Here is a 21693-nt window from a genome sequence, read left to right as displayed (position 1 = left end):
TGCCTCCAGAGTCATCCGAACAGGAAAAGATCCCGATAGGTCGCCCGCAGAACACCGTCATCGCGTTCGGCTAACCATGGAACGCGCAGGTCGAGGGAAGGTGTTCGGCTGACTTCGCAAATCAACCGGAAGGGAGGGGAGGGAGGGAGGGGAGGGAGGGGAGGGCGGACGTGCGCGGGGAGCGACGACGGATCTGAGGCCAAAGGGCGCCCGCACCGTCCTGGGCGAGCGGACTGCGCCCGGAATGGCGTCGAGGAGACCGGACGAGAGACCCGCTCGGAGCGGCACGGGGCAGATGCGAAAAGGGCAGGCAGGCGAAGGCTGGAGTCAGGCGGGCGAGATCAGGGGCGAAAGCTGTTTTGCGCGATAGGAATTCGCAAACAGCACGGGGCGCGCTGCGAACCTGAGCGTATATACTCAAATCGAGCGCTGATCCTTGCAGCAACGTGTGACAACGTGCGGCAACATGAAGCAACGCTGTCTGTTCGCAAACTGCTCTATATAAGGTAGCGCCTGTCGAAAACGCATTGAGGACGTCCGCTGAAGAGGTACCTATGAACGCATCCCCCACACCCGCCATCCGCCTGTCTGACTTCGCCATGACGCTTATCGACGCGCTTGAGGAAGAGGGGCATGAGGCGTGGTGCGTGGGCGGGTACGTGCGCGACGCGCTGCTCGGGCGCCCTTGCAACGACGTCGACATCGCCACCGACGCGCTTTGGCCCGAGGTGAGGCGCATCTGCGCTGCACGAGGCATGCGCGTCTACGAAACGGGCACGAAGCACGGCACCGTGACGGTGGTGGTCCCCTCCGCCACGGGCGCAAGCGAAGGCCGCGCAGATGACGCCCGTGGCCTGATCAGCGCTGACGGCCACAGCTCGCCTGACGAGGGCGCCGCGCGCAACGCGTTCGTCGCAGGCGCGCCCCGCAATCCGCCCGACACGCGCCGTGAGGCAGGGCATGCCGTCGAGGTCACCACCTTCCGCTGCGACGGCTCCTACCTCGACGCACGGCACCCGCAGCAGGTGCGGTTCGTCTCGACCATCGAGGAGGACCTCGCACGGCGCGACTTCACCATGAACGCGCTCGCCTATCATCCCCGGCGCGGACTCGTCGACCCCTTCGGCGGCATCGACGACTTGCGGGCGGGGATCATCCGCGTAGTCGGCGAAGCTGAGAAGCGCTTCGCGGAAGACGCCCTGCGCACGCTGCGCGCCTGCCGGTTCTGCTCCCAGCTGGGCTTTCGCATCGACGAGGGCACCTACCGGGCCATGCTCTCGCACAAGAGCCTGCTGGCGAAGGTGTCGACCGAGCGGATCACCCACGAGCTCGACGCGCTGCTGCTCGGCGCGCACGTCCACGACGCGCTCATGGGCACCGTCGACGTGCTCTCGTTCGCGTTGCCCGAGCTCGCCGCCATGAAGGGCTGCGCGCAGATGACGAAGTACCACGTCTACGACGTTCTCGAGCACACGGCCTACGCCGTCCAGAACATGCCGCCCACCCGCCTCGGCCGCTGGGCGGCGCTCTGCCATGACATGGGAAAGCCCGCGGCGGCGTTCTTCGACGAGAGCGGCGTGGAGCATTTCTACGGGCACGCGAAGGTGAGCGAAGCGCTCGCGGGCGCGCTCATGGACCGCCTGCTCATGGGCGGCGCCTTCAAACACCAGGTCATGATGCTCGTGCGCCACCACGACGACGAGATCAGGCTCGACAACCGCGCCATTCGCCGCATGCTCATGCGCCTCGACGGCGACCCCGCGCTGTTCCGCACGCTGTGCGACCTCAAGCGCGCCGACGCGCTCGCGCAGGCGCCGGCGTTCGGCAGAGGACGAGTCGGCGAGATCGAGGAGCTGCGGCGCATGCTCGACGCGCTGCTGGACGCCGAGGAGGTGCCCTCGACGCGAAATCTCGCGTTGAGCGGGCGCGACGTCATGGAGCTCGGCGTGGAGCAGGGACCTGACGTGGGAAGGATCCTCGCCGCGCTGCTGGAGGCCGTAGTGGACGAGCAGGTCGAGAATGCGCGCGAGCCCCTGCTCGAGCTCGCGCACACGATGATCTGAAAGAGCTGGCGCCCTTCCCTTTCGCCGCCTTCAGCTACCTCGCGCCCGCGCGCCTTCCCTTCGCCGCCGGCCACCCCAGCGCATTCGCGCTCGGCGTTCGGGCGCCCTTCCCTTCGGCTACTTCAAGCCGGTTGAGTCGGCGTCGAGGGACTCGCCGAGGTACTCGGTAAACGGGTTCGGGCCCACGTCCTCGAGCTCGGAGACATGCCAGCACTCCGTGGCGGGCATGCCCTCCACGGAGTCGGCGACGAACACCGGGTCCTTGCCCGCGTTGCGCTGCGCGGTGTAGTCGTCGAGCGCGCGCAGGGCCCACTTGCCCAAAAACAAGATGGTGACCAGGTTGATGATGGCCATGAAGCCCATGAATATGTCAGCCAGGTTCCACGCCAGGTCGAAGCTGTTCAGGCAGCCGTAGAAGATGACCACGAGGCACAGCACGCGGAACACGGTCAGCACGGCCTTGTTGCCGCCGAAGATGAAGCGCAGGTTGCTCTCGGCGTAGAAGTAGTTGCCGATGAGGCTCGAGAACGCGAACGCGAAGATGGCGAACGTGACGAAGTGGATGCCGCCCACGCCCACCGCGTTGTCGACGGCCATCTGCACGAGCGGCATGCCGTTGAGCGAAGTTGCCGCCTCGGGGTTCTGCACGTAGAAGATGAGCACCATCATGGCCGAGCACGTGCAGATGAGCAGCGTGTCGATGTAGACCGACAGGCTCTGCACGAGGCCCTGCTTCACCGGGTGGGACACGCTTGCCGTGGCGGCGGCGTTCGGCGCCGAGCCCATGCCGGCCTCGTTCGAGAACAGGCCGCGCTTGATGCCGAGCATGACCACGCTGCCCGCGAACCCGCCGAAGATCGACTGGAAGTCGAACGCCGATGCGAAGATGAGCGCGAACACCGCGGGAATCTCGCCAATGTTGGAGAACGTGGTCCACACGGCCAGCGCGATGTAGGCGAACGCCATGATCGGCACGATGATCGACGTGATGATGCTGATGCGCTTCGCGCCGCCGAAGATGACGAACGCCGTTATCACCGCGAGCACGATGCCGAGCGCGATGGCCGTGCCGTTGGTGGCGTAGTCGGGCACGTAGTACTCGAGCGCCGAGGCCATGTTGAACGACTGCAGCCCGTTGAATCCGAAGGCGAAGCACAGGATGAGCGCGATGGCAAACACGATGCCGAGCCAGCGCTTGCCGAGCGCCTGCTGGATGTAGTAGGCCGGGCCGCCGCGGAACTCGCCGTCGCCCGCACGCACCTTCCAGATCTGCGCCAGCGTGGACTCGACGAACGCGGAAGCCGCGCCGATGATGGACATGAGCCACATCCAGAACACCGCGCCCGGGCCGCCCGTGGCGATGGCGGTGGCGATGCCCGCGATGTTGCCCGTGCCCACGCGGCTGGCCGTCGACACCATGAGCGCCTGGAACGACGAGATAGACTTCCCGCCTTCCACGTGCTTCTTCTCGAGCAGCTGCGTGAACATGTCCTTGATGTAGCGTATCTGCACGAACTTGGTCTTGAAGCTGAACCAAACTCCCACAGCCACCAGCAGGATCACCAGGATGTAGGTGTACATGAAGCCGTCAATCTCACCGGTGACGTTGACGAGCATCGCGTTCATGGCGTCGAAGTCCATAAGCCCTCCTTCTAAGCGCGACAAAGCTGCGGGCGAAGCGCCTGCGCGCATCCCCTTGGCGCGCAGGCTCGCTCGTCCGCTGATTCTACCATCGCGTCGCGCGGCGTGGGCTGGGAAGTCAGAGCGAGCGCAGGTAGCGCCACTTTTCGTCACGCCCCTGTTCCACGCTGGCAACCTCCTCGTCGGAAAGGGCGCGGAAGCGGCCTTGGCGGCGCAGGTACGCCGCGACGCTCGTGAACTCCTTCGGGTCGCGGTTGAGCGTGAACTTGCCGCCGGGCACGCCGCTCACCTGCGGGCCCTCGTACTCCGCGAGGTACCACAGGCCGCAGTCCACCACTTCCTTCGCGATCTCGACGGTCTCGTCGACGCCGCAGCCCCAGCCGGTGGGGCATGGCGCGATCACGTGGAGGTACTTGGCGCCGCGGATGGACGCCGCCTTCTGCACCTTGCCCATGAAGTCGGGCAGATACCCGATGGACGCCGTGGCGGCGTAGGGAATGCCGTGGGCGGCCACGATCTCGAACAGGCTCTTCTTCTGCGTGAGGCAGCCGTGCGCGTTCTTCCCCGCAGGCGTGGTGGTGGTCTTCGCGCCGAACGGCGTGAGCGACGACTTCTGGATGCCCGTGTTCATGTAGGCTTCGTTGTCGTAGCAGATGTAGAGGATGTCGTCGTTGCGATCGATGGCGCCCGAGAGCGCCTGGAGGCCGATGTCAGCCGTGCCGCCGTCTCCCGCGAACCCGACCACTGTGCAATCCTCGGGCTTCTTGCCCTGCGCGCGCAGGCCGGCCTCGATGCCGGAGAGGACCGCCGCCGTGGCCGCGAAGGGCGTGATGATGGCGTTGTTCGCGAAGCAGAGCTGCGGGAAGTTGAATCCCACGGCGCTCATGCACCCGGCGGGCAGCGCGCAGATCGCGCGGGGGCCGAGCACCTTGAGGGCGGCGCGGACGGCGAGCGAGCCGCCGCAGCCGGCGCAGGCCTTGTGGCCGAAGAAGAGCTCGTCGTCGGTGATGGTGCGTGCGTTGACCTTGGCCGCCATGGCTACCGCCTCCCTTCCGCGTCGTTGGCTTCTGCTGGCGCGGGGTTCGCTGGGACGGGCTGCGCGGCGCGCGGCGACGCGGCGGGTTGGGCGCTGCGCGATGACGCGGCGGGTTGCGCGGCGCGCGGCGCCGTCTCGCCGAGGCCTGCGTCGTTGACGCCGAGGAACACCACGCGCGATGTTTCACGTGAAACATTTTCGAGCGTAGCGAAGACCCGCTCCATCTGATCGAGCGAGATGTCGTCGCCGCCGAGGCCGCCGATGAAGTTGAGCGTGGGAACCGGCAGCGCCGCCTGCTGCAACGCGGAGTTCACGTTGGTGAATACCGTGCCCTCGGCGCCGAACGAGATGTCCTTCTCCAACACGCCGACCGCCTTCGCACCCGCGAGCGCACAGGCGAGCTCACGCGCCGGGAACGGGCGCATGTAGCGGATGCGCACGAGGCCGACGCGCTGACCTGCGGCGCGACGCTCGTCGACGCACGCGCGGGCGAGGCCGGCTATGGAGCCGAGCGTGACGAGCACCACGTCGGCGTCTTCGGTGCGATAGGCTTCGATGAGGCCGGGGTAGCGGCGGCCGAACACGTCGGCGAAGCGCTGCTCGACCTCCGCGATCACCTCGACGGCGCCGAGCATCGCCCGATGCGCCTCGTACTTGAAGTAGCGGTTGAACTCAGGTCCCGCTGAGTAGCCCATGTTCACCGGATGCTCGAAGTCGAAGCAGTTGCTCGTCTGATAGGGCGGGAGGAACGCGTCGGCCTGCTCGGGCTCGGGCACGTCAACGTTCTCGTAGGTGTGCGTGAGCGCGAATCCGTCGAGGTTGACCATGAAGGGCGTGCTCACGCGCGGGTCCTCCGCGATGGCGTAGGCCATGAGGGCCAGGTCGAGCGCCTCCTGGTTGTCTTGCGCGTACACCTGGATCCAGCCGTGGTCGAGCAGCGCCAGCGAGTCGCGCTGATCGCCGTAGATGTTCCACGGCAGCGCCGTGGCGCGGTTGGCGTTCATCATGACGATGGGGAAGCGCCCGCCCGCGGCGTAGGTGAGGACCTCGGCCATGTAGAGCAGGCCCTGGCTCGACGTCGCCGTGAACGTGCGCGCGCCGGTGGCGGAGGCTCCCATGGCGGCGGAGAGCGCCGAGTGCTCGGACTCGACGTGGATGTACTCGGCTTCGAGCTGGCCAGACTCGACCATCTCGGAAAGCCGCTCGACCACGACGGTCTGCGGCGTGATGGGGTAGGCCGAGATGACCTGGGAGCGCGCGAGGCGCACGCCTTCGGCCAGGGCCTCGTCACCGGAGAGGAAGCGCTTCATCAGGCGTTCGCCTCGCTTTCGGGGACCATGCGGATGGCGCCGAACCTGCATGCCCTCACGCACACGCCGCATCCTTTGCAGAAGTCGTAGTCAACGGCGACGGGAGCGAAGGCGCCGTGCGCGTTGCGGCTGTCCTCATCCCGCGCCGCCGCGGAGGCCGTCTTGTAGATCGTGCCGTCAGGGCAGTAGAGGTAGCACTGCAGGCAGCCCGTGCACGCCTCGGCGTTGATGACGGGGCGCTCGTTGCGCCAGCCCGCGTTCTTCGCCACCAGATGCCCTGCGGGATAGCACGTCGTGCGCGCGTATTCGGCTGGATCGAGGCTCGGCGGGACGGCGAAGCGGGAGCGCAGCACGGGGATGTGCTCGCAAGCACGCACGACGTCATGAGCTTCGGGGGCGGAAACGCCCGCCTGCCCGCCTTCGCCTGCAGCGCGCGATGTTTCACGTGAAACATTCGCGGGGATACCGGAGGTGTTGGGGGCGCCGGGAGTGTCGGGGGCGCCGGGGGTGCCGAACGCTTCGGGCTCTTCGGAACCTTCAGGCCCTTCGGATCCTTGCGCGGAGGCCGCCCCTTCCTTGGCTTCTGCCACGGCAGCCTCTCGCCCGCCCTGCGCGACGCGGGCGAGAACGCGCTGACGCGCCTCGGCGACGATGAGCTCGTTCTTCGCATGCAGCTTCGCCGGCATGTACTGGCGAATGGCCTCGACTACGTGCTCCTCGCTCACGCTTTCGCACAACACGGAAAGCACCCCGAGGAACACGGTGTTGGGAATGGCCCGGCCCAGGACCTCCGTCGACAGCCCGTTGGCGTCAATGGCGACGATGCGCTCGTCGGCGTACGCCTTGACGCTGTTCACGAGAACGCGCCCGCCTGGCTTGAGCTCGCGCGCCCACGCTTCGCCCGCCGCGTCTAAGAGCGTGTCGTCGAGGTAGATCACGTAGTCAGCGCAGTCGATGGCGCTGCGATCGCCGATAGGAGCGTCGCTGACCTTGGTGAACGCACGCATCGGCGCGCCGCGGCGCTCAGGGCCGAACGACGGAAACGCCAGCGCATACGATCCGTCAGCTATCGACGCCGCCGCGCCGAGCAGCCGCGCCGCCGTGAACGCGCCCTGCCCGCCGCGGCCATGCCATAGAACTTCGATCATAGGTCCCCCTGCTTAAAGCACTTCGCCACTTCAAACCAGCCTCGAGGCCTAGAAGCGCGCGTACTTCTCCAGGTTCTTCTCAAGCTTCTCGACGAAGCGCTGCTCGAGGTCGGACAGCACGGCGCCCTTCTTCGTCACGTACCCCAGACGCAGGTCGACGTCGGTGTCGAGCGGCACGGTCTTGAGCGACGCGCCGTCGGAGATGCCCACCAGGATGCCGCTCGTCACGGTGTAGCCGTTCAGGGCGACGATCAGCTCCGAGAGCGACGCGCGGTCAGTGCACGCGATGGACTTCGCGCGCGGGACGCCGGCAAGCGCCTCCTCAAAGAAGGCCGCCGGGGCGTCGGGGCCCTGGTCGAAGTAGAGGTACGGATAGTCGGCCATGTCGTCGAGCGTCAGCTTCGCGGCGTTCACCATGGGGTGGCTCGCCGGCAGCGCCACGCGCGGCGCGCTGCGGATGAGCTCGTGGAACTCGCACCCCGCCTCCGCGAGCGCGGCGTTCAGCGCGTCGGCCGTCTCGGACGTCTGGAAGATCACGCCGAGGTCGCTCGTGCCGGCGACCACGTCGTCGATCACGCCCTGCGTGGTGCGGTCGTACAGCGCGTAGTGGTACTCTTCACCACCCGCCGCAAGAACGACCTGCGCAAACGTCTGCACGTCAAACAGATAGTGCTGTCCTGAAACGGAAAAGCTCTTGCTCATGGCTACTTCGCCTGCCTTTCGTCGATGAAACGCGAAGCCTTGTGCTCGGACGAGGTCCCCAGCTTACCCGCATCATACACGATAACCTTGGCGGGGCGCACGCCCGTATGCGTCTTGAGGGCGTTCTCCACGCGCTTCGCCACCACGTCGTAAGGCTCGACGCTGCCCTGCGCGCGCTCGACCGAGACCTCGTACTTCGTCGTGAAGTTCTTGTCGTACACGCGGATGGAGTACTCGCCCGTGAGGCCCTCCTCGGCGCGCACCACGTACTCGATGTCCGTGGGGAACACGTTCACGGCGCCGACGATGAACATCTCGTCCTTGCGGCCGGTGACGTGGATGCGCGCGAGCGTGCGGCCGCACTCGCACTTCTCGGTGGACACGTAGCCGATGTCGCCCGTGCGGAAGCGGATCATCGGGCGGGCCTTCTTCATGAGCGTGGTGTACACGAGCTCGCCCATCTGGCCGGGCTCGAGCACCTCGCCCGTGGCCGGGTCAACCGTCTCGACGAGGATCTGGTCCTCCACGATGTGCAGGCCGTCCTTCGCCTCGCACATGGCCGCGCAGGCGCCGTAGATGTCGGACAGGCCGAAGAAGTCGACCACCTTCGCGCCCCACAGGTTCTCGATGGCCTCGCGCGTGGACTTGATGGAGCCGCCCGGCTCGCCCGCCACGATGATGGTGTGGATGCTGAAGTCGGTCTTGGGGTCGTAGCCCTTCTCCTTCGCCTTCTCGCCCAAGGTCCACGCGTAGCTGGGGCTCGTCCAGATGACGGTTGGCTGGTACTGCTTCAGCACGAACAGCAGGCGATCCGACGGAACCGCGCCGACCCAGATGGCGAGCGCGCCGAGGCGCTGGGCGCCGATGACGTCAGGGCCGCCGACGTAGAGCGCGAAGTTCAGGCCGTGGACGTAGCGGTCGTTCGGGCGCATGCCCGCCTGCCAGAACAGGCGCGCTTCAGTGTCCTGCCACAGGTCGAAGTCTTCCTGCGTGAAGGGGCTCACCGTGGGGACGCCCGTCGAGCCCGACGAGGTCGCCATGAAGATGACCTCCTCTTCGGGAACCGAGCACATCTCGCCGAAGAAGCTGCCGACGTGCTGCGTCTCGCGCTCCGTCTTCTTGTCGATGAAGGGGAACTTCTCGATGTCTTTGAGGGTCTTGATGTCCTCCGGCTTCACGCCCGCCTCGTCGAAGGAGCGCTTGTAGTACACGGTGTTCTCGTAGGCGTACTTCACCATTGTCTGCAGACGCTCGAGCTGCATGGCCTCAAGCTCGGGACGCGGCATGCACTCGATCTCGGGATCGTAGTATTTCTGATCGTAGGGGATGTCTTTGGCCATGATCTCTCCTTCTTGTTTCGCGCGCAGGGCCGCGCGGCGCGCTCCTGCCAAGGCGTGCTCTCGCAGTGTTTTTCCAGCATGTTGTATGAAACCACGAAAGCATGAAGCGAACAACCTTTCCCGTCATTCGATGTTTCGATGCTTTTATATCTCAAATTCAGATAACTAGGTTTATGGAGATTGCGAATACAATAGCTCGCACCGATAACTCCGCTTATCATGCAGTGCGGAACGTGCGCTTGGGGAGAAACAAGAACGAGAAGCACCAGGGAGAGGAAGCCATGACGCTGCAACAACTTCGCTACCTCATCGCGATTGCCGAGTACGGTTCGATCAACGCCGCAGCTCACAACCTCTATGCATCCCAGTCGAACCTCTCCACGGCGATCAAGGAGCTCGAGAGCGAGCTCGGCATCACCATCTTCACGCGCAGCAACCGCGGCGTCACGCTGACGAACGACGGGACGGAGCTGCTCGGGTACGCCCGCCAGGTCATCGAGCAGGCGGACATGCTCGAGGAGCGCTACGCGGCAGGCGGCCCCAACCATGCGCGACTCGCCATATCCTCCCAGCACTACTACTTCAGCGTGCAGGCGTTCATGAACACGGCCGACCAGTTCGACGGCGAGGAATACGACTTCATCCTGCGCGAGTGCGCGACAGGCGAGATCATCGACGACGTGCGCACCTTCCGCAGCGAGGCGGGCATCCTCTACACGGACGAATTCAACCGGCGCGTTCTGGAGAAGGCGTTCTCAGACGCGGGGGTAACGTACTGCCCCCTGTTCAATGCTCACGTACATGTATTCGTAGGAGAGAATCATCCTTTGGCAAAGCATGAGCTGCTTCGCCTTGAGGACCTCGAGCCCTACCCCCGCTACGCCTTCGAGCAGGGCACCACGAACTCCTTCTACTACGCCGAAGAGCCCTTCAGCTACCTCCCGCACAAGAAGAACATCCGCATATCCGACCGCGGCACGCTGACGAACCTCTTGACGCATTACAGCGGATACACCCTCTCAACGGGCGTTCTTTCGGAGGAGATGCTCTCGGGCATCGTCTCCATCCCGCTTGACGCGCCCGCGCGCATGCAGGTGGGCTACATCATGCACAGCAAGCGCCGGCCGAGCGCGCTTCTCGAGAGCTACATCGCGAACCTGCGCGAGGTGATCAAGGGGAACCCCACGGTCGACGCCTACCTGGGCGATTAGGCGGACCGCGGGCGCTACCTAGGCGATTAGGCGGACCGCGGGCGCTTGTCACCTAGAGTTCGTCACCTAGATGCTCTTGAGGATCTCCATGACGAAGTCGGCGTTTCTGAGCATCGTCTCCTCGTCGACGGCGTCAGCCACGTCATGCGCCTCGCCGTAGAGCGCCGGCTTGCCAGCCTCCATGCCAGCGAGGTGCATCGTCTGGTACCCGCGTCGCGCGGCGCACGCCGTCGCGCTGTCCTTCCACAGCATCGAGCCCGCGCCCACGCTCATGCCGAGCGCCGACGAGGCCTTGCGCACGAAGCGCTTCATGCGCGACGAGCCTTTGACCGGGCGATACGTGCCCTCCTGCTCGACGAGCGTCAGCTCTCCCGCGCCCAAGCCGTCGAGGTTCACGATCACCGAGCCCTTGAGCTCGGCAGCATGCTCCGTCAGGAAGGCGTCCATGCCCGCGTTGCCCGCCAAGTCGGCGCCGAGGGCCACGAACCACACCTCGGTGTTGATGTCGGGATGACGGAACCCGTAGATGCGCTGGACGTTCTCCGCGCGGACCTCCTCGAGGGCCGCGAGGTCATCTTCTACCAGGTCAACGGGGATGTCAGCCGAAGACGCGACAGGCGCCCCGCCTTCGTCGACGGACACAGGGAAGGCGTCTTCGCCTTCGGCAAGGCCGTCGGCGTAGCCGGCAGCGTGCTCATCGGACGCAGCGCCGCCCACGGGGATCTTGTCCTTCACGCTCTTCACGCGATCGAGGGCATGCGTCAGCGACGCGCGGGAGAACCCGCCGCCGTTCCAGCGGATCGTCTCCTGCGTTGCACGGGGAGCGTCGTCCCCTTCGGCGGCGTAGTCCTCGTATTCGTCGTACTCGGCGTAGTCGTCTGCATAGCCGTCATAGCCATCGTAGTCATCGTGGGCCGGCGAACCCGCGTCGAACGCGTCAGGAGCCTCCTGCTCCTCGCGGAAGCTCTCCCAGCCGCCGCGCGCCTTGCCCACGGCACGCGCGTCAAAGGAGTCGTCAACGTCGAGCCACTCCTGCGGCGTGACCTCCTCCTGCTTCTTCTTGCGCCCGAACCCCAGCTTGCCCAGAAGCCGCGACGCGCGTGACTTCGGCATATCGACGTATCCCGGCCCAGCGAAAGCGCCCGTCTCGGTGTAGCTCTCCTCGTAGACCGAGTCGTCGGCATCGTCAACGTACATCTCGTCAGGCGCGACGTCCTCGACCAGCTCGTCCCCCACCGGCGCGAACGCACCCGTGGCGCCAATGGAGGCGAACGAGCCTGCCTGGCTCACGTTGGACGAGGCCTCCTCTTCGGGCGCGGCCTGACCATGGGAAGAAGCATCGTTTTGAGCTGCGATAACACCCGAAAGCGACGGAAGCGACGCACGCAGCGACGCCTTCTGCGTCTGGCGCGCCGCAGCCGGGGAGCTTGCGTTGTCAAGCCCGGCGACGGCGGGAACGGCGGTACGCAGGTCTTGGGCGCGCGACGAGGGGTCAGCGAGCGGCGCGTTCTGCTTGTGCTCGACAATCGGCGCAAGCGATCCCGTCAAGCTGGGAAGCGTGATGGCGCGCTTGCGGCGGGCCCTCTTCGGCTCCTCCACCTGGCCGGCGGCAGGGCTGTCCAGCGCGCCAGGGGCCTGCGGGGCCTGCTGTCTTGTCGCTGCAAGCTCACGCGACTCGCGCTTGAGCGCTTCCCCGTCGACGGCAACCGGGATGAAAGAGATGGTCCTGTTAGGCGACGGAGCAGCGGAAGCGGGCGAACCATCAGCGGAAACAGCACCGCCGTCAGCGGCGAGCGCGTCAGCGGGCGAAGGCAGGCTCTCAAGCACCGAGGCGTCGAGCACGCGTACGGCAGGGACCGCCTGCGCATCGAGGCGGCTGCGCGGCGCGGGCGACGTGGTGCGCAGCGGCTCGACGGAAGCCTCGCGGATCATGACGTCGCCGATCCGGGGCTCGGGCAGAGGCGCAGGCGCTGCCTCGGGCGCAGGGGCGGACGCGACCTCGGGCGCGGCTTCAGGTGCCCGCGCCGGCGCCGATGCGGGAGCTGCTCCAGCCGCGGCAGAGGCGGCGGGATCATATCCAGCCGACGAGGTCACGCTCGAGAGGAATCCCTCCACGCCGGCAGCCGGATGGGGCGCGCCTTCGTAGGGAGTGACAGGCTGTACCGCGGCAGGACGATCTTGCTGCCCCTGCTGGTCACGCTCGAACAGCGAGGCAACCTGCTCGAAGTCGGACGCCTGCGTCTCGAGGATGCTGTCACGCATGCTTTGCAGGCGGCGCTCAGCTTCCGTGGGAGCAGGCTCGTCAACATGCTGCGTGCGCTGCGCAAGCTCGCGCTCGGCAGCATCGAGGGCTTCGGCATAACGCGAGCGGTGCACGGGCGCGGCGGAAGCGGGCTTGCGCGCCTTCGCCTGGGCAGCCTTGAACCAAGCGGGGACGTCTGAGGAGTCGTGAGCAGCACGCGAAGCCGCGACGGCCGCAGAGCTCGCAGCAGCCATGCCCGCAGACGCCGCAGCGGCAGCTTCCTCGGTTATCCCAGCGGCCTCTTCTCGGCTCATCGTCTGATCACCAGAAACATCAACGGGCGCGAACGCGTCAATCGCCTCTTCGCGGCGCTCGCGCATGTCCTCGTCCGAGGCAGACGCCACGGGCGGCTCCTTCACCTGGACGAGCTTGTCGGCTATGTCTATGTTGATCGTCTCGCTCACAGGGCGCCCGGAAAGGGCGGCGACGGCCGCCTTGGCGGCGAGCAGGCGCGCCTCCGGGGACTCGTCAGGAGGAAGCTCGAAAGCGGGCTCCTCGTAGTCAAGCTCAGCGCCGTCAGGAACGAAACCCGAGGCCAGCGCAGCATCTTCGCCATGCATGACCGCCTCCTGGCGAGCGATCTCCTCTTCCGAGACGCGCCCGCGGCCGATGCGCGCAGCAACCTCCATGAGCACCGACACGCCCGCGGCGTTGCAGTTCGCACCCTCGTTATAGGGCGCCGTGCGGTCCATCACGAAGGCGACCAGCGGCAGCACCGCCACGACCAGCGCAATCACCGTGAGCACGCTGAGGAACACCGACAGACCGCCCTCGGCTGACGTGACAAGCCGAATGAGCAGCAGGAAGGGAATCAGGACCATCGCGCCGAACTCAGCCCAGCGAACGTAGGGCAACGCCGAGAGGATCGGCGCCGTCAGGCCCTTCTGCACCCTTCCGCTGTCGTAATGGGCCACCAGGATGATCTTGCGGCGGCGACGTGCGGCGGCGCTTGAAGCCGGCTCGTACTTCGCTACGACGTTTTGGCTGACTCCGCGGTTGAGCAGGCGCGACACGACAGGCTTCCCCAGCGACTCAGCGGCGAAGAGAGCCGCTGCGAGCAGCGTGACGATCAGGGACGGGATGACCATGACGGGCACGAGCGTCGCGAGGAGCGCCATGAGGGCCGTGACGCCGGCGCAGATGGCGCGCGGCATGCCGAAGTCAGGGTTGCAGTTGAAGTCCTCGACGGAGGCGGCGAGCGTCGCTTCGTTCTGAAGCGCTTCGGCGAGGTAGAGCGCCGCCTGCTGTTCCTCCTCGGTTCCCGCGGGGCGCGGGCCGATGGTCTGCGACAGGTGGGCGACGTACTCTTTTATCTCGGACATGTGTCTTGCCTTTCATTTCCCAATCGGCACATGATTAGGGCATAATCATTAGCTAGTATACGCTATTTGCCCATGCTCCCCAAATAATCACGCAGAAACGCGTCGGCGGCAGCGGCGCGGGCTCGATCAGCCGCGTAGGAGTCGAAGTCAGCCTGCGTGTTCTGTTCGAAGCGCTCGCTCACGAGCGTCTGAGGATTGCCCTTCTGCTCCTTGATGAGCGCCACCGCCTCGGCGTCGGCCTTGTTGTAAGCCTCGTTCGCCTCGGCGAGCATCTCCTTGTCACGATCAAGGTAAGCCTGGTCAGAGGAGAGGGCCAGGCGCTGCGACTCTATTCTTAAATCAATATAATAGAGGAAGGGATCGAGCTCCACCTCGTAGCCTGCCTGCGCTTCCACGAGCTGCTCACGGGCCTGTGAGAACAACCCGATGGCCTCGTTCGACTTCTCCATGGACGCATTCACGTTGTCAGCGCTGATCTCGGCCACCAGCGCCGCTGCGGCACGGGCCGCCGCGTCTCCTTGGAGAATCAGGTCCCATCCCTTTTGGGCGTGATCAAACGGCGTGAGGACCCTCAGAGTCTCCTTGAGGGCCGCACTGCCTGACTGGATCATGTTGAGCCTCGCATTGATGCTGATGAGGGCTTGGTTCGCCGCCTCTTTGATGTCGTTGTCGACAACGCCTGCCTGCAAGGACTCGACTGACCGCTTGACCTCGGCAAGCGTGCGCTCCGCCTCCTCAAGCTGCATCGCTCCCAGCGCCTGGGCAGCAGCGGCGTTCGGCTGCAACGTGGTGCTCGATGCCGCAGCTGCGTCAGACTGCGACGTGGCGTTTGATGCATCCGATGTGTCCGAAGCGGCACCCGATGACGTGGCGCTCGATGCGTCCGAAGAGGCACTAGACAGCGCGGCGCCCGGTGCGTCCGAAGCAGGAGAAGCTCCATCAGCTGATGGAGAGAGGGAACCGTCCGGCGGCGACGCTTGCTGTCCTTCCCCGTTCAAGGCAAACCCCTCATCCGCCAGCTGCTCAAGCGGCTTCGACGAAGCCCGGATCACCAGGTCATCGAAGGGAAGGATGATGCCGTCAGTCTCCTCTATCTGCCGGATGCAGTCGATGAGCTGGGATTTCTTGTCCTGCTGCATCTGGAGGCCCGTGTAGAGCGTAGCCGCGCCCACCGCTAGGAGCAGCGTCACGACAAGAGACATGCCCGCGAGAGCCAGACGACGACGGCGCTTGCGGTTGGCCTTGCGCCGCGCGACCTCTTCAAACGGGGTCTCCCATGCGGGAGCCGTCACATCAGATCGTCGCGAAGAGCCTGTACCTTTCTGCGACACGCCCGACGAGGAGTTTGGCGAAAGGCCGCCCGCCGCATCCAGGCCAGCCGATGCCGCATCGGAAAGCGCCCCGGAAGCGCCCCCTGCCCCGCCCGCGATCCCGCCGCCAGCAGAGGCACCCGCGCGCGTCGCACCTGCGGTGCCCGCAAGCGACGCGCCAGCTGCACCAGCCGAAACGCCGCCGGCAGCAGCAGCCATCCCGCCGATGCCCGCTGTTGTCCCGCCGCCGGCAGCCGCCGACCCCTCGACGGCGATCCCGGGAACCGTCTGGGGAGTCGAAGAGCCCTTCACCTGCCCGTCCTCAGCGGAGACGAACTCGCCGGTCGAAAGGTGCAGCCCGCGCTCCTTGACCGGCGTCGCAACCGGCTTCTTCACGCGCCCGAGCGTGAACAGGGGTATGCTACCTAGCCTCGGCAGGCGCGCCTTTGGCTCTGAAGCGCGCGCTTCCGCCTCTTTCGCAGCCTTCGCCGCATCAAGCACGCTGAGGGAGATCTCGTTCGACGTCCCCTTCGTATGGCGCTTGATGTGCGCCGCACCCGCTATCTTGTCCGCTCTATCTCTCACGATGAGCCTATCTCGTCAGAAAATGTTTCACGTGAAACATTTTCTGTTTCACGCGCGCCCCAACGCGGAAACCACTTCGTCAATCGTGCAGACGTGGATGTTCTTGCTGGGAAGCGACTTCAGGAACGCCTTTCCGTATCCTTTCGTCACGAGGCGCTTGTCAGCCAAGATCAACACCCCCTCGTCATCAGCCTTGCGAATCAGACGACCTGCCGCCTGCTTCGTCTCGAGCACCGCCGCAGGCAGCACGTAGCGCCGCCACGCTTGCGCGTCACGCGCCGCGCGCTCGCACGACAGCGGATCGGTGGGCTTCGCGAAGGGAAGCTTGGGGATGATGACGCCTTTCAGCGTGGCGCCGGGTGCGTCGAACCCCTCCCAGAAGCTCTTCAACGCGAAGAGCGACAGGTGCTCGTCTGCGAGGAAGTCATCGCGCAGGCCCTTCACCGACACTCCCCACTTCTGGCATACCAAACGCAGGTCCTCGTTCTTGAGGACAGGCTGGACTTCGTCGAAGCACTTCTCCATCTCGCGGCGGTTCGTGAAGAGCGTGAGCATCGAGCCGCGCTGCGCGATGTGAGCGCCGGTGAGCAGCCTCTGCAGCTCGGGCAGGTAGCGCGGCTCGTTCGGCTCGGGCATGTCCTTCACCACGTACACGGTCATGTGGTTGTCAAAGTCGTAGCTTGAGTCAAGTTTAAGCATGGTACAGTGCGACGATTCATCAGCGTTGAGTCCTAGAGCTGCCTCAAATGCTGAGAACGACTCATCCACCGTCAACGTCGCTGACGCGTAGACGACTGAGTACGTGTTGGAGTACAGCGTCTCTCCCAGGCGTGCGCCCACGTTGTAGAGCAGCGCCTCAAGGTTCTCACCGCCACGACCCGCCTTATGGCACAGACGCGCGGCATGCACGTAGCTCTCGGACCCTGAGAACAGAATGGTCTCGGAAGCACGCAGCACGTCCTTGAGCTCCATGGCAACTGAGGCGATCTCACGTTGCACCACAGCGGCGCCCTCGACGTCCTCAAGGTAGCCGACAAGCTCCTGACATGCGGTTACGAGCTTCTCCGCGCGCTCGGACATAACCTGCCCGAAACCTGCGAGCGCTTGGAAGGCAGAGGAGCGGCGGATCTCGTCGTTGATCCACAGATCGACGTACTCGTAGCCTTTGCTTCGCTTCGGCGGGTCGAAGTAGAGCAAGTCGCGCACGTGAGCGGCGAACTCCCCCTCGGCCTCGGCGAAGAGGCGACCCGCCTCCTTCGCCTTGTTGGTCAGCGCGTAGAAGAGCGTCCCCGAGCCTTCGGAGTCAGGTGCGACCACGTTGCGCTCGGCGCGCACGAACACGTTCCGCGAGGTCTCGCTTGCCGAAACGCGTTGTGCCAGGTTGTTCAAGTCGTCAACGGAGAGCTCCAGCGAGAACGCGCGACGCGCTTCGTTCTCGGCGCCGTGAGCCTCGTCGACTATCCAGAAGCGGATGGGCGGCAGAAGCCCGCCGTCGGCGGCGAGGTCACAGAACAGCAGGCTGTGATTGGTGACCACCACGTGTGCCGACTCCGCGCGTCGGCGCGAGCCGTGCACGAAGCACGACGTTCCGTAGAAGGGACATTTGCGGCGCAGGCAGTCATGGCTCGTCGTGGTGATGGAGCGGCGCGGCAGGAGGCGGTAGTCGATCTTCAAGCCATCCATGTCGTCGTACTCCGTCTGCTCGATATAAGAGAGCAGCGCGGCGAGCGCGGGCGCCTGCGAGCATTCGCCGTTCGTCACCTCGCGCATCTTCGGCCCCTCAGCCACAAGGCGATTTATCTTTCTCAAGCAAGGATAATGAGAGAATCCCTTGAGGGCGGCGAACGTGAGGTGCTTCCCCTGCGCTTCGAGCGCTTGGGACAGCGCGGGCAGCTCATGGTAGACAAGCTGGTCGAGCAGGGCGTTCGTCTTCGTAGCCACCCCGACCGTTATGTTGTTGGCGACGGCCGTCAGCGCGGCGGGCACCAGGTAGGCCATCGACTTGCCCACACCCGTGCCAGCCTCCACCATGAGGTTGTCGGACGTGGAGAACACGGCGCGGACGGCGCGGGCCATCGCCACCTGCTCGCCGCGCGGCTCATACGCCTCATAGAGCGACCCGACCAGCCCTGCTTCGCTGAACGCCTGGTCAATCTCGCGCGCCGAGGGAAACACCAGGCCAGGCTGGGGTTCTTCCGCAACGTCCTTGGCGTCGCGCTTCGCGCGTTGCTCGATGCGGCGCACGCGCTCGCGGCGCATCGAGCGCAACGAGAACGGCTCATATGCGAGGTCTGAGGCGTCGGAGAGGGGTGTTGCAGCCGCTGCGGCGATACCTGCGACAGTGGATGGGGCTGCTGCAGGAGCAGTTGTGATTACCGTCGCGCCATCTATTGCGGCCGACGTCGTATCAGCACCTACGACTGCTGTCGCTCTTTCTGCAGCTGCCGTTACATCTGCGCATGAAACCGCTTCACCTGCAACCGCTGCGACGTCCACCCCACTCGCCTCCTGCACCGCCTTGCGCGCTTTTTCTCGCGCGAAATAGGCGAACACCACCGAAGTCGACCACTCAGCAGGCGTGGCCATCCTCGCGATCTCGCCGACGAGCGACGTGGGCATGGCGTCGACGGCCGCAAGCAAGATGCGGAAGAGCGCGCAGGTGGCGGCTACATCGTCATCGGCGCGGTGCGTCGAGAGCGGCGCCCCGAAGGCTCGCACCAGGTCGATGAGGCGATGTGACTTCATGCGGGGAAGGGTGATGCGCGCGAGGTCAAGCGAGTCAAGCCACGTGTTCTCAAGGAGCGGATAGCCCGCAGGGTGCTTCGTGGTGAAGTTGCGGTCGAACTCCGCGTTATGCGCGACTACCTTGGCGTCGCCGACGAACGCGACAAGCTGGGCGAGGGCTTCAGCGGGCAGCGGCGCATCAGCTACGTCCTCGTCATGGATGTCAGTCAGATGAGCCACGTCATCTGGAATAGGTTTCCCTGGGTTAACAAATGTGATGAACCAGTCGACTATCTCACCTTTCTCCAAGCGCGCCGCGGCGATCTGGGTGAGCTCGTCATGATTGAGGGAGAAGCCCGTGGTCTCCGTGTCAAGCACTACGATGTTGCGGTCAAACTCCCCGAAGTCAGATTGGGCGGCGCGCTGAGGAAGCGAAGCATAGCGCGCAAACACCTCATCAGGCGTTCCCTCTGTGACGAACCGCTTGAGAAGTGCAGCAACAATATCGGGTGACGAGTCAGAGGCTTCGGAATACTCACCGCTGTGTGAATCGGAAGAGTCTTCGTTAGGAGTAAAAGAGGATGATGACTTGAACGAATCACCTGTCTCTATCGACTCCACCGAATCCGCTGGAGTCGATGCCTCTCCCACGCAAGCAGTCGAGGAATCCGCAGACGGGACGGTTGAGACCAGCGTCATGGGATTTCCGGAAGAGATACAGGATGAGACGCTTCCGTCATCTGGCGCGTCAGTTAGAGTTTTCCTAGGCATGTTACAACTTTCTGGCTCATATTCACGTTCCGCCGCTCGCGCGCAGGCGCCGATCTCACTGCCTTTCATGAAGCGGAGCAAACACGCTGAGCGTATTATTCTATTATGTGAGACAGCAAAAACGTATCTAGACATTGTATCAACCTCTGAGATAGGTAAGTCATGGATCAGTATTTCGGTACATATCAAACATTCAGCGCCGTTTCGAAAAACGACGGTGCGGCGCTCATCGGCGCCGACAACCTCATCGGAGATCTTTACCGGATCGACATCGAGATGGATAGCAATTCCCATAAGGCGTGGCTCGTCAATCGGTTTGACAAGCGCGTCGGATTCTTTGACGCCAAGTTCTCACGCGAGCTGAGCATTTGGAAGGCACGCGGAATGAAGATGACGGCAATTCTCTCGTTCGTAGCCTACTCCGACGCTCCCGATCCGGGGCACTACTGGGGCGAGATGGCCGTCATCTGCTACAACCCCTCAAATGACGAAGCATTCTCAACGTTTGTCGAAGGGGTGCGAAGGAAGATGGGAGAAGGAACGCGCCTGAACGTCGACCTCAAAGACAACGAAGTAAAGAAGGTTCTGTCAAGCAAGGGAACATGGCTACCTGACCAGAACGTGCCCATGCCCAAACTCTCAAAAGGCAACGCCATCATGAAGAGCAGGCTGTCCGTAAGCGAGAAGGTCATCGAGCAAGGACGCAAGGGAAACAAAGGGTGCTACGCAGCGAGCTGGGCATTCCTCATCGCGCTGGTTGTTCTTATCCTGCTCGGACTGAAGTCCTGCGGCGTGTTTTAAAACGATCCGAATAAGGCAGAGCGAACGAAGAGGAGAGGGAAATGTTTCACGTGAAACATTTCCCTCTCCTCCCTACCGCCTCATAAGTAACCCACTGCCAAAGCTGAAAGGGAGAGTGTGATGAGTTCCCTTTAGCTCGTCTCCAAGGTTTCCACCACACCTGCAAACCTAAGGGAGGGGTTGAAATGTTTCACGTGAAACATTTCAACCCCTCCCTTTTCGCTCACAAAGCTGTCAAATGCGGTTTCAGTCTTTCTCCAACGCACACTGGACGAGAAACGTACAAAGCTCAGGGAAGGACATGCCCGCCGCACGCGCGGCATCGGGAAGAAGCGAGGTTCCCGTCATGCCTGGAATGGTGTTCGTCTCCAGTATCCAGCTTGTCCCTTCCTCATCGAGAATAAAATCAGATCGCGACACACCTGAGCACTCAAGCGCCTTATGGGCCCTCTCCGCCAGCTCCTGAATCTCAGCAGTCACCGTATCAGAAAGACGAGCAGGACAGATATGTTCTGAGCCACCAGGAGCATATTTCGACTCGAAGTCATACGAATCGCTCTTGGGAACTATCTCAATGATGGGCAGCGCACGAGGGTTGTCGTTGCCGATGACAGCCACCGTGAGTTCTGTTCCCTTCACATAGGTTTCAACGAGGGCCAGCGTGTCGTATGAAAAAACCTCTTTCAAAGCAGACTCTATCTCCTGGCGGCCTTCAACAATAAACACGCCAAGTGAGCTTCCCTCGGTCGCAGGTTTGATTACGCAGCGATCCCCCACTGTCCCTATGATCTCTTCAACGTCAAACGATTCTCCCTTTTTGAGAGTTATCGACTGAGGTGCAGGAATGCCCGCCACCTCGTAAAACATCTTAGCTTTCACCTTGTCGATGGACAGCGCGCTCGACCATACGTTGGAACCGATGTAGGGCAGATCTATCATCTCGAGGAATCCCTGGATCGCGCCATCCTCGCCCTTTCGACCATGCAAACACAGAAATGCTACGTCGAAGTCACCATCAATAAGAGCCTTTAGATCATCTTTAACCGCAGGATCAAGCGGTATCACTTGAAATCCCGCTTCAATGAGAGCATTGAGAGCACCTTTTCCCGAAGCGAGCGAGATCTCGCGCTCACCACTCGTCCCCCCTGAGAGAAGCGCCACACGGCATTGAGTTGGTTCAAAGGACTCAGACATCAGCATCTTCTTTCCCCATCGATTAAAGACATCGTTCGAAAGTATACCAAATGTTGATGAGCCCCTGAACAGAGCACTCTCTGCCTGCATTCTTCATTCCTACTCCCACCAAATAATCCTTGAGCGCCTTCTGAGAGCTCATATCATCTAAACTATTCCCAACAGCATATATCAGCATGCGCGCCCTTACTTGAGTTGGCGGTATTCATCGACTGACTCAAAAGCGCTTTCCG

At 63.8% G+C, this 21693-nt stretch carries 13 protein-coding genes; 3 read left to right on the top strand and 10 right to left on the bottom strand.

What is annotated here, in order from left to right; genetic code table 11:
- Positions 1 to 554: 554 nt before the first annotated feature.
- Complete coding sequence (locus HRL41_RS04490; protein ID WP_253904697.1) at positions 555 to 2063, top strand: CCA tRNA nucleotidyltransferase; 1509 nt, start codon at positions 555 to 557, stop codon at positions 2061 to 2063.
- A gap of 117 nt (positions 2064 to 2180) precedes the next feature.
- Here the strand turns inward: HRL41_RS04490 and HRL41_RS04485 are convergent, their stop codons facing one another.
- From HRL41_RS04485 to HRL41_RS04460, 6 genes are all read right to left on the bottom strand, one after another.
- A complete protein-coding gene (locus HRL41_RS04485) occupies positions 2181 to 3704 on the bottom strand; it encodes a sodium:alanine symporter family protein (RefSeq protein WP_172135736.1) in 1524 nt (507 codons plus the stop codon).
- 118 nt (positions 3705 to 3822) lie between these two features.
- Positions 3823 to 4740, bottom strand: coding sequence for a thiamine pyrophosphate-dependent enzyme (locus tag HRL41_RS04480; RefSeq protein WP_172135735.1), 918 nt, complete (start codon positions 4738 to 4740; stop codon positions 3823 to 3825).
- A 2-nt stretch (positions 4741 to 4742) separates the two neighbouring features.
- Positions 4743 to 6050, bottom strand: a complete 1308-nt coding sequence (porA, locus tag HRL41_RS04475) for a pyruvate ferredoxin oxidoreductase (protein ID WP_172135734.1) — start codon at positions 6048 to 6050, stop codon at positions 4743 to 4745.
- Positions 6050 to 7198, bottom strand: coding sequence for a 2-oxoacid:acceptor oxidoreductase family protein (locus tag HRL41_RS04470; protein WP_172135733.1), 1149 nt, complete (start codon positions 7196 to 7198; stop codon positions 6050 to 6052). Before HRL41_RS04470 ends, porA begins: the two co-directional genes overlap by 1 nt.
- A 48-nt stretch (positions 7199 to 7246) precedes the next feature.
- Positions 7247 to 7900 carry a LysR family transcriptional regulator substrate-binding protein gene (locus HRL41_RS04465; RefSeq protein WP_165172171.1) on the bottom strand — a complete coding sequence of 218 codons (654 nt, stop codon included), beginning with the start codon at positions 7898 to 7900 and terminating at the stop codon, positions 7247 to 7249.
- 2 nt (positions 7901 to 7902) lie between these two features.
- On the bottom strand, positions 7903 to 9240 hold the full coding sequence (locus HRL41_RS04460; protein ID WP_165172169.1) for a phenylacetate--CoA ligase family protein: 1338 nt from the start codon (positions 9238 to 9240) through the stop codon (positions 7903 to 7905).
- Between the two features lie 281 nt (positions 9241 to 9521).
- On the opposite strand from HRL41_RS04460, the gene HRL41_RS04455 reads away from it, so the two are divergent.
- The gene (locus tag HRL41_RS04455; RefSeq protein WP_172135732.1) at positions 9522 to 10451 is read left to right on the top strand and encodes a LysR family transcriptional regulator; all 930 of its coding nucleotides are present in this window, start codon (positions 9522 to 9524) and stop codon (positions 10449 to 10451) included.
- Positions 10452 to 10517: 66 nt separating this feature from the next.
- On the opposite strand, the gene HRL41_RS04450 is transcribed toward HRL41_RS04455, so the two are convergent.
- The 3 genes from HRL41_RS04450 to HRL41_RS04440 form a co-directional block, all read right to left on the bottom strand.
- Complete coding sequence (locus HRL41_RS04450) at positions 10518 to 14075, bottom strand: aminopeptidase (RefSeq protein WP_172135731.1); 3558 nt, start codon at positions 14073 to 14075, stop codon at positions 10518 to 10520.
- A 62-nt stretch (positions 14076 to 14137) separates the two neighbouring features.
- On the bottom strand, positions 14138 to 15970 hold the full coding sequence (locus HRL41_RS04445; RefSeq protein ID WP_172135730.1) for a hypothetical protein: 1833 nt from the start codon (positions 15968 to 15970) through the stop codon (positions 14138 to 14140).
- Between the two features lie 48 nt (positions 15971 to 16018).
- On the bottom strand, positions 16019 to 19147 hold the full coding sequence (locus tag HRL41_RS04440) for a helicase C-terminal domain-containing protein (protein WP_371808795.1): 3129 nt from the start codon (positions 19145 to 19147) through the stop codon (positions 16019 to 16021).
- Between the two features lie 480 nt (positions 19148 to 19627).
- On the opposite strand from HRL41_RS04440, the gene HRL41_RS04435 reads away from it, so the two are divergent.
- Positions 19628 to 20266, top strand: a complete 639-nt coding sequence (locus tag HRL41_RS04435) for a hypothetical protein (RefSeq protein WP_172135729.1) — start codon at positions 19628 to 19630, stop codon at positions 20264 to 20266.
- Positions 20267 to 20512: 246 nt separating this feature from the next.
- Here HRL41_RS04435 and HRL41_RS04430 read toward each other — a convergent pair whose 3' ends face one another.
- Positions 20513 to 21460: a D-alanine--D-alanine ligase gene (locus HRL41_RS04430; protein WP_172135728.1), complete on the bottom strand. Its 948-nt coding sequence runs from the start codon at positions 21458 to 21460 to the stop codon at positions 20513 to 20515.
- Positions 21461 to 21693: the final 233 nt, after the last annotated feature.

This window comes from Adlercreutzia sp. ZJ473 (assembly GCF_013185065.1).
Taxonomy (GTDB): domain Bacteria; phylum Actinomycetota; class Coriobacteriia; order Coriobacteriales; family Eggerthellaceae; genus CAAEEV01.
The sequence above is the reverse complement of the archived record's forward strand: the minus strand, read 5'-3'. Positions and strand labels throughout refer to the sequence as shown.

Coding starts and splice junctions, on each gene's coding strand:
- HRL41_RS04490 (WP_253904697.1), top strand. CDS start 555: ATGAACGCATCCCCCACACCCGCCATCCGCCTGTCTGACTTCGCCATG.
- HRL41_RS04485 (WP_172135736.1), bottom strand. CDS start 3,704: ATGGACTTCGACGCCATGAACGCGATGCTCGTCAACGTCACCGGTGAG.
- HRL41_RS04480 (WP_172135735.1), bottom strand. CDS start 4,740: ATGGCGGCCAAGGTCAACGCACGCACCATCACCGACGACGAGCTCTTC.
- porA (WP_172135734.1), bottom strand. CDS start 6,050: ATGAAGCGCTTCCTCTCCGGTGACGAGGCCCTGGCCGAAGGCGTGCGC.
- HRL41_RS04470 (WP_172135733.1), bottom strand. CDS start 7,198: ATGATCGAAGTTCTATGGCATGGCCGCGGCGGGCAGGGCGCGTTCACG.
- HRL41_RS04465 (WP_165172171.1), bottom strand. CDS start 7,900: ATGAGCAAGAGCTTTTCCGTTTCAGGACAGCACTATCTGTTTGACGTG.
- HRL41_RS04460 (WP_165172169.1), bottom strand. CDS start 9,240: ATGGCCAAAGACATCCCCTACGATCAGAAATACTACGATCCCGAGATC.
- HRL41_RS04455 (WP_172135732.1), top strand. CDS start 9,522: ATGACGCTGCAACAACTTCGCTACCTCATCGCGATTGCCGAGTACGGT.
- HRL41_RS04450 (WP_172135731.1), bottom strand. CDS start 14,075: ATGTCCGAGATAAAAGAGTACGTCGCCCACCTGTCGCAGACCATCGGC.
- HRL41_RS04435 (WP_172135729.1), top strand. CDS start 19,628: ATGGATCAGTATTTCGGTACATATCAAACATTCAGCGCCGTTTCGAAA.
- HRL41_RS04430 (WP_172135728.1), bottom strand. CDS start 21,460: ATGTCTGAGTCCTTTGAACCAACTCAATGCCGTGTGGCGCTTCTCTCA.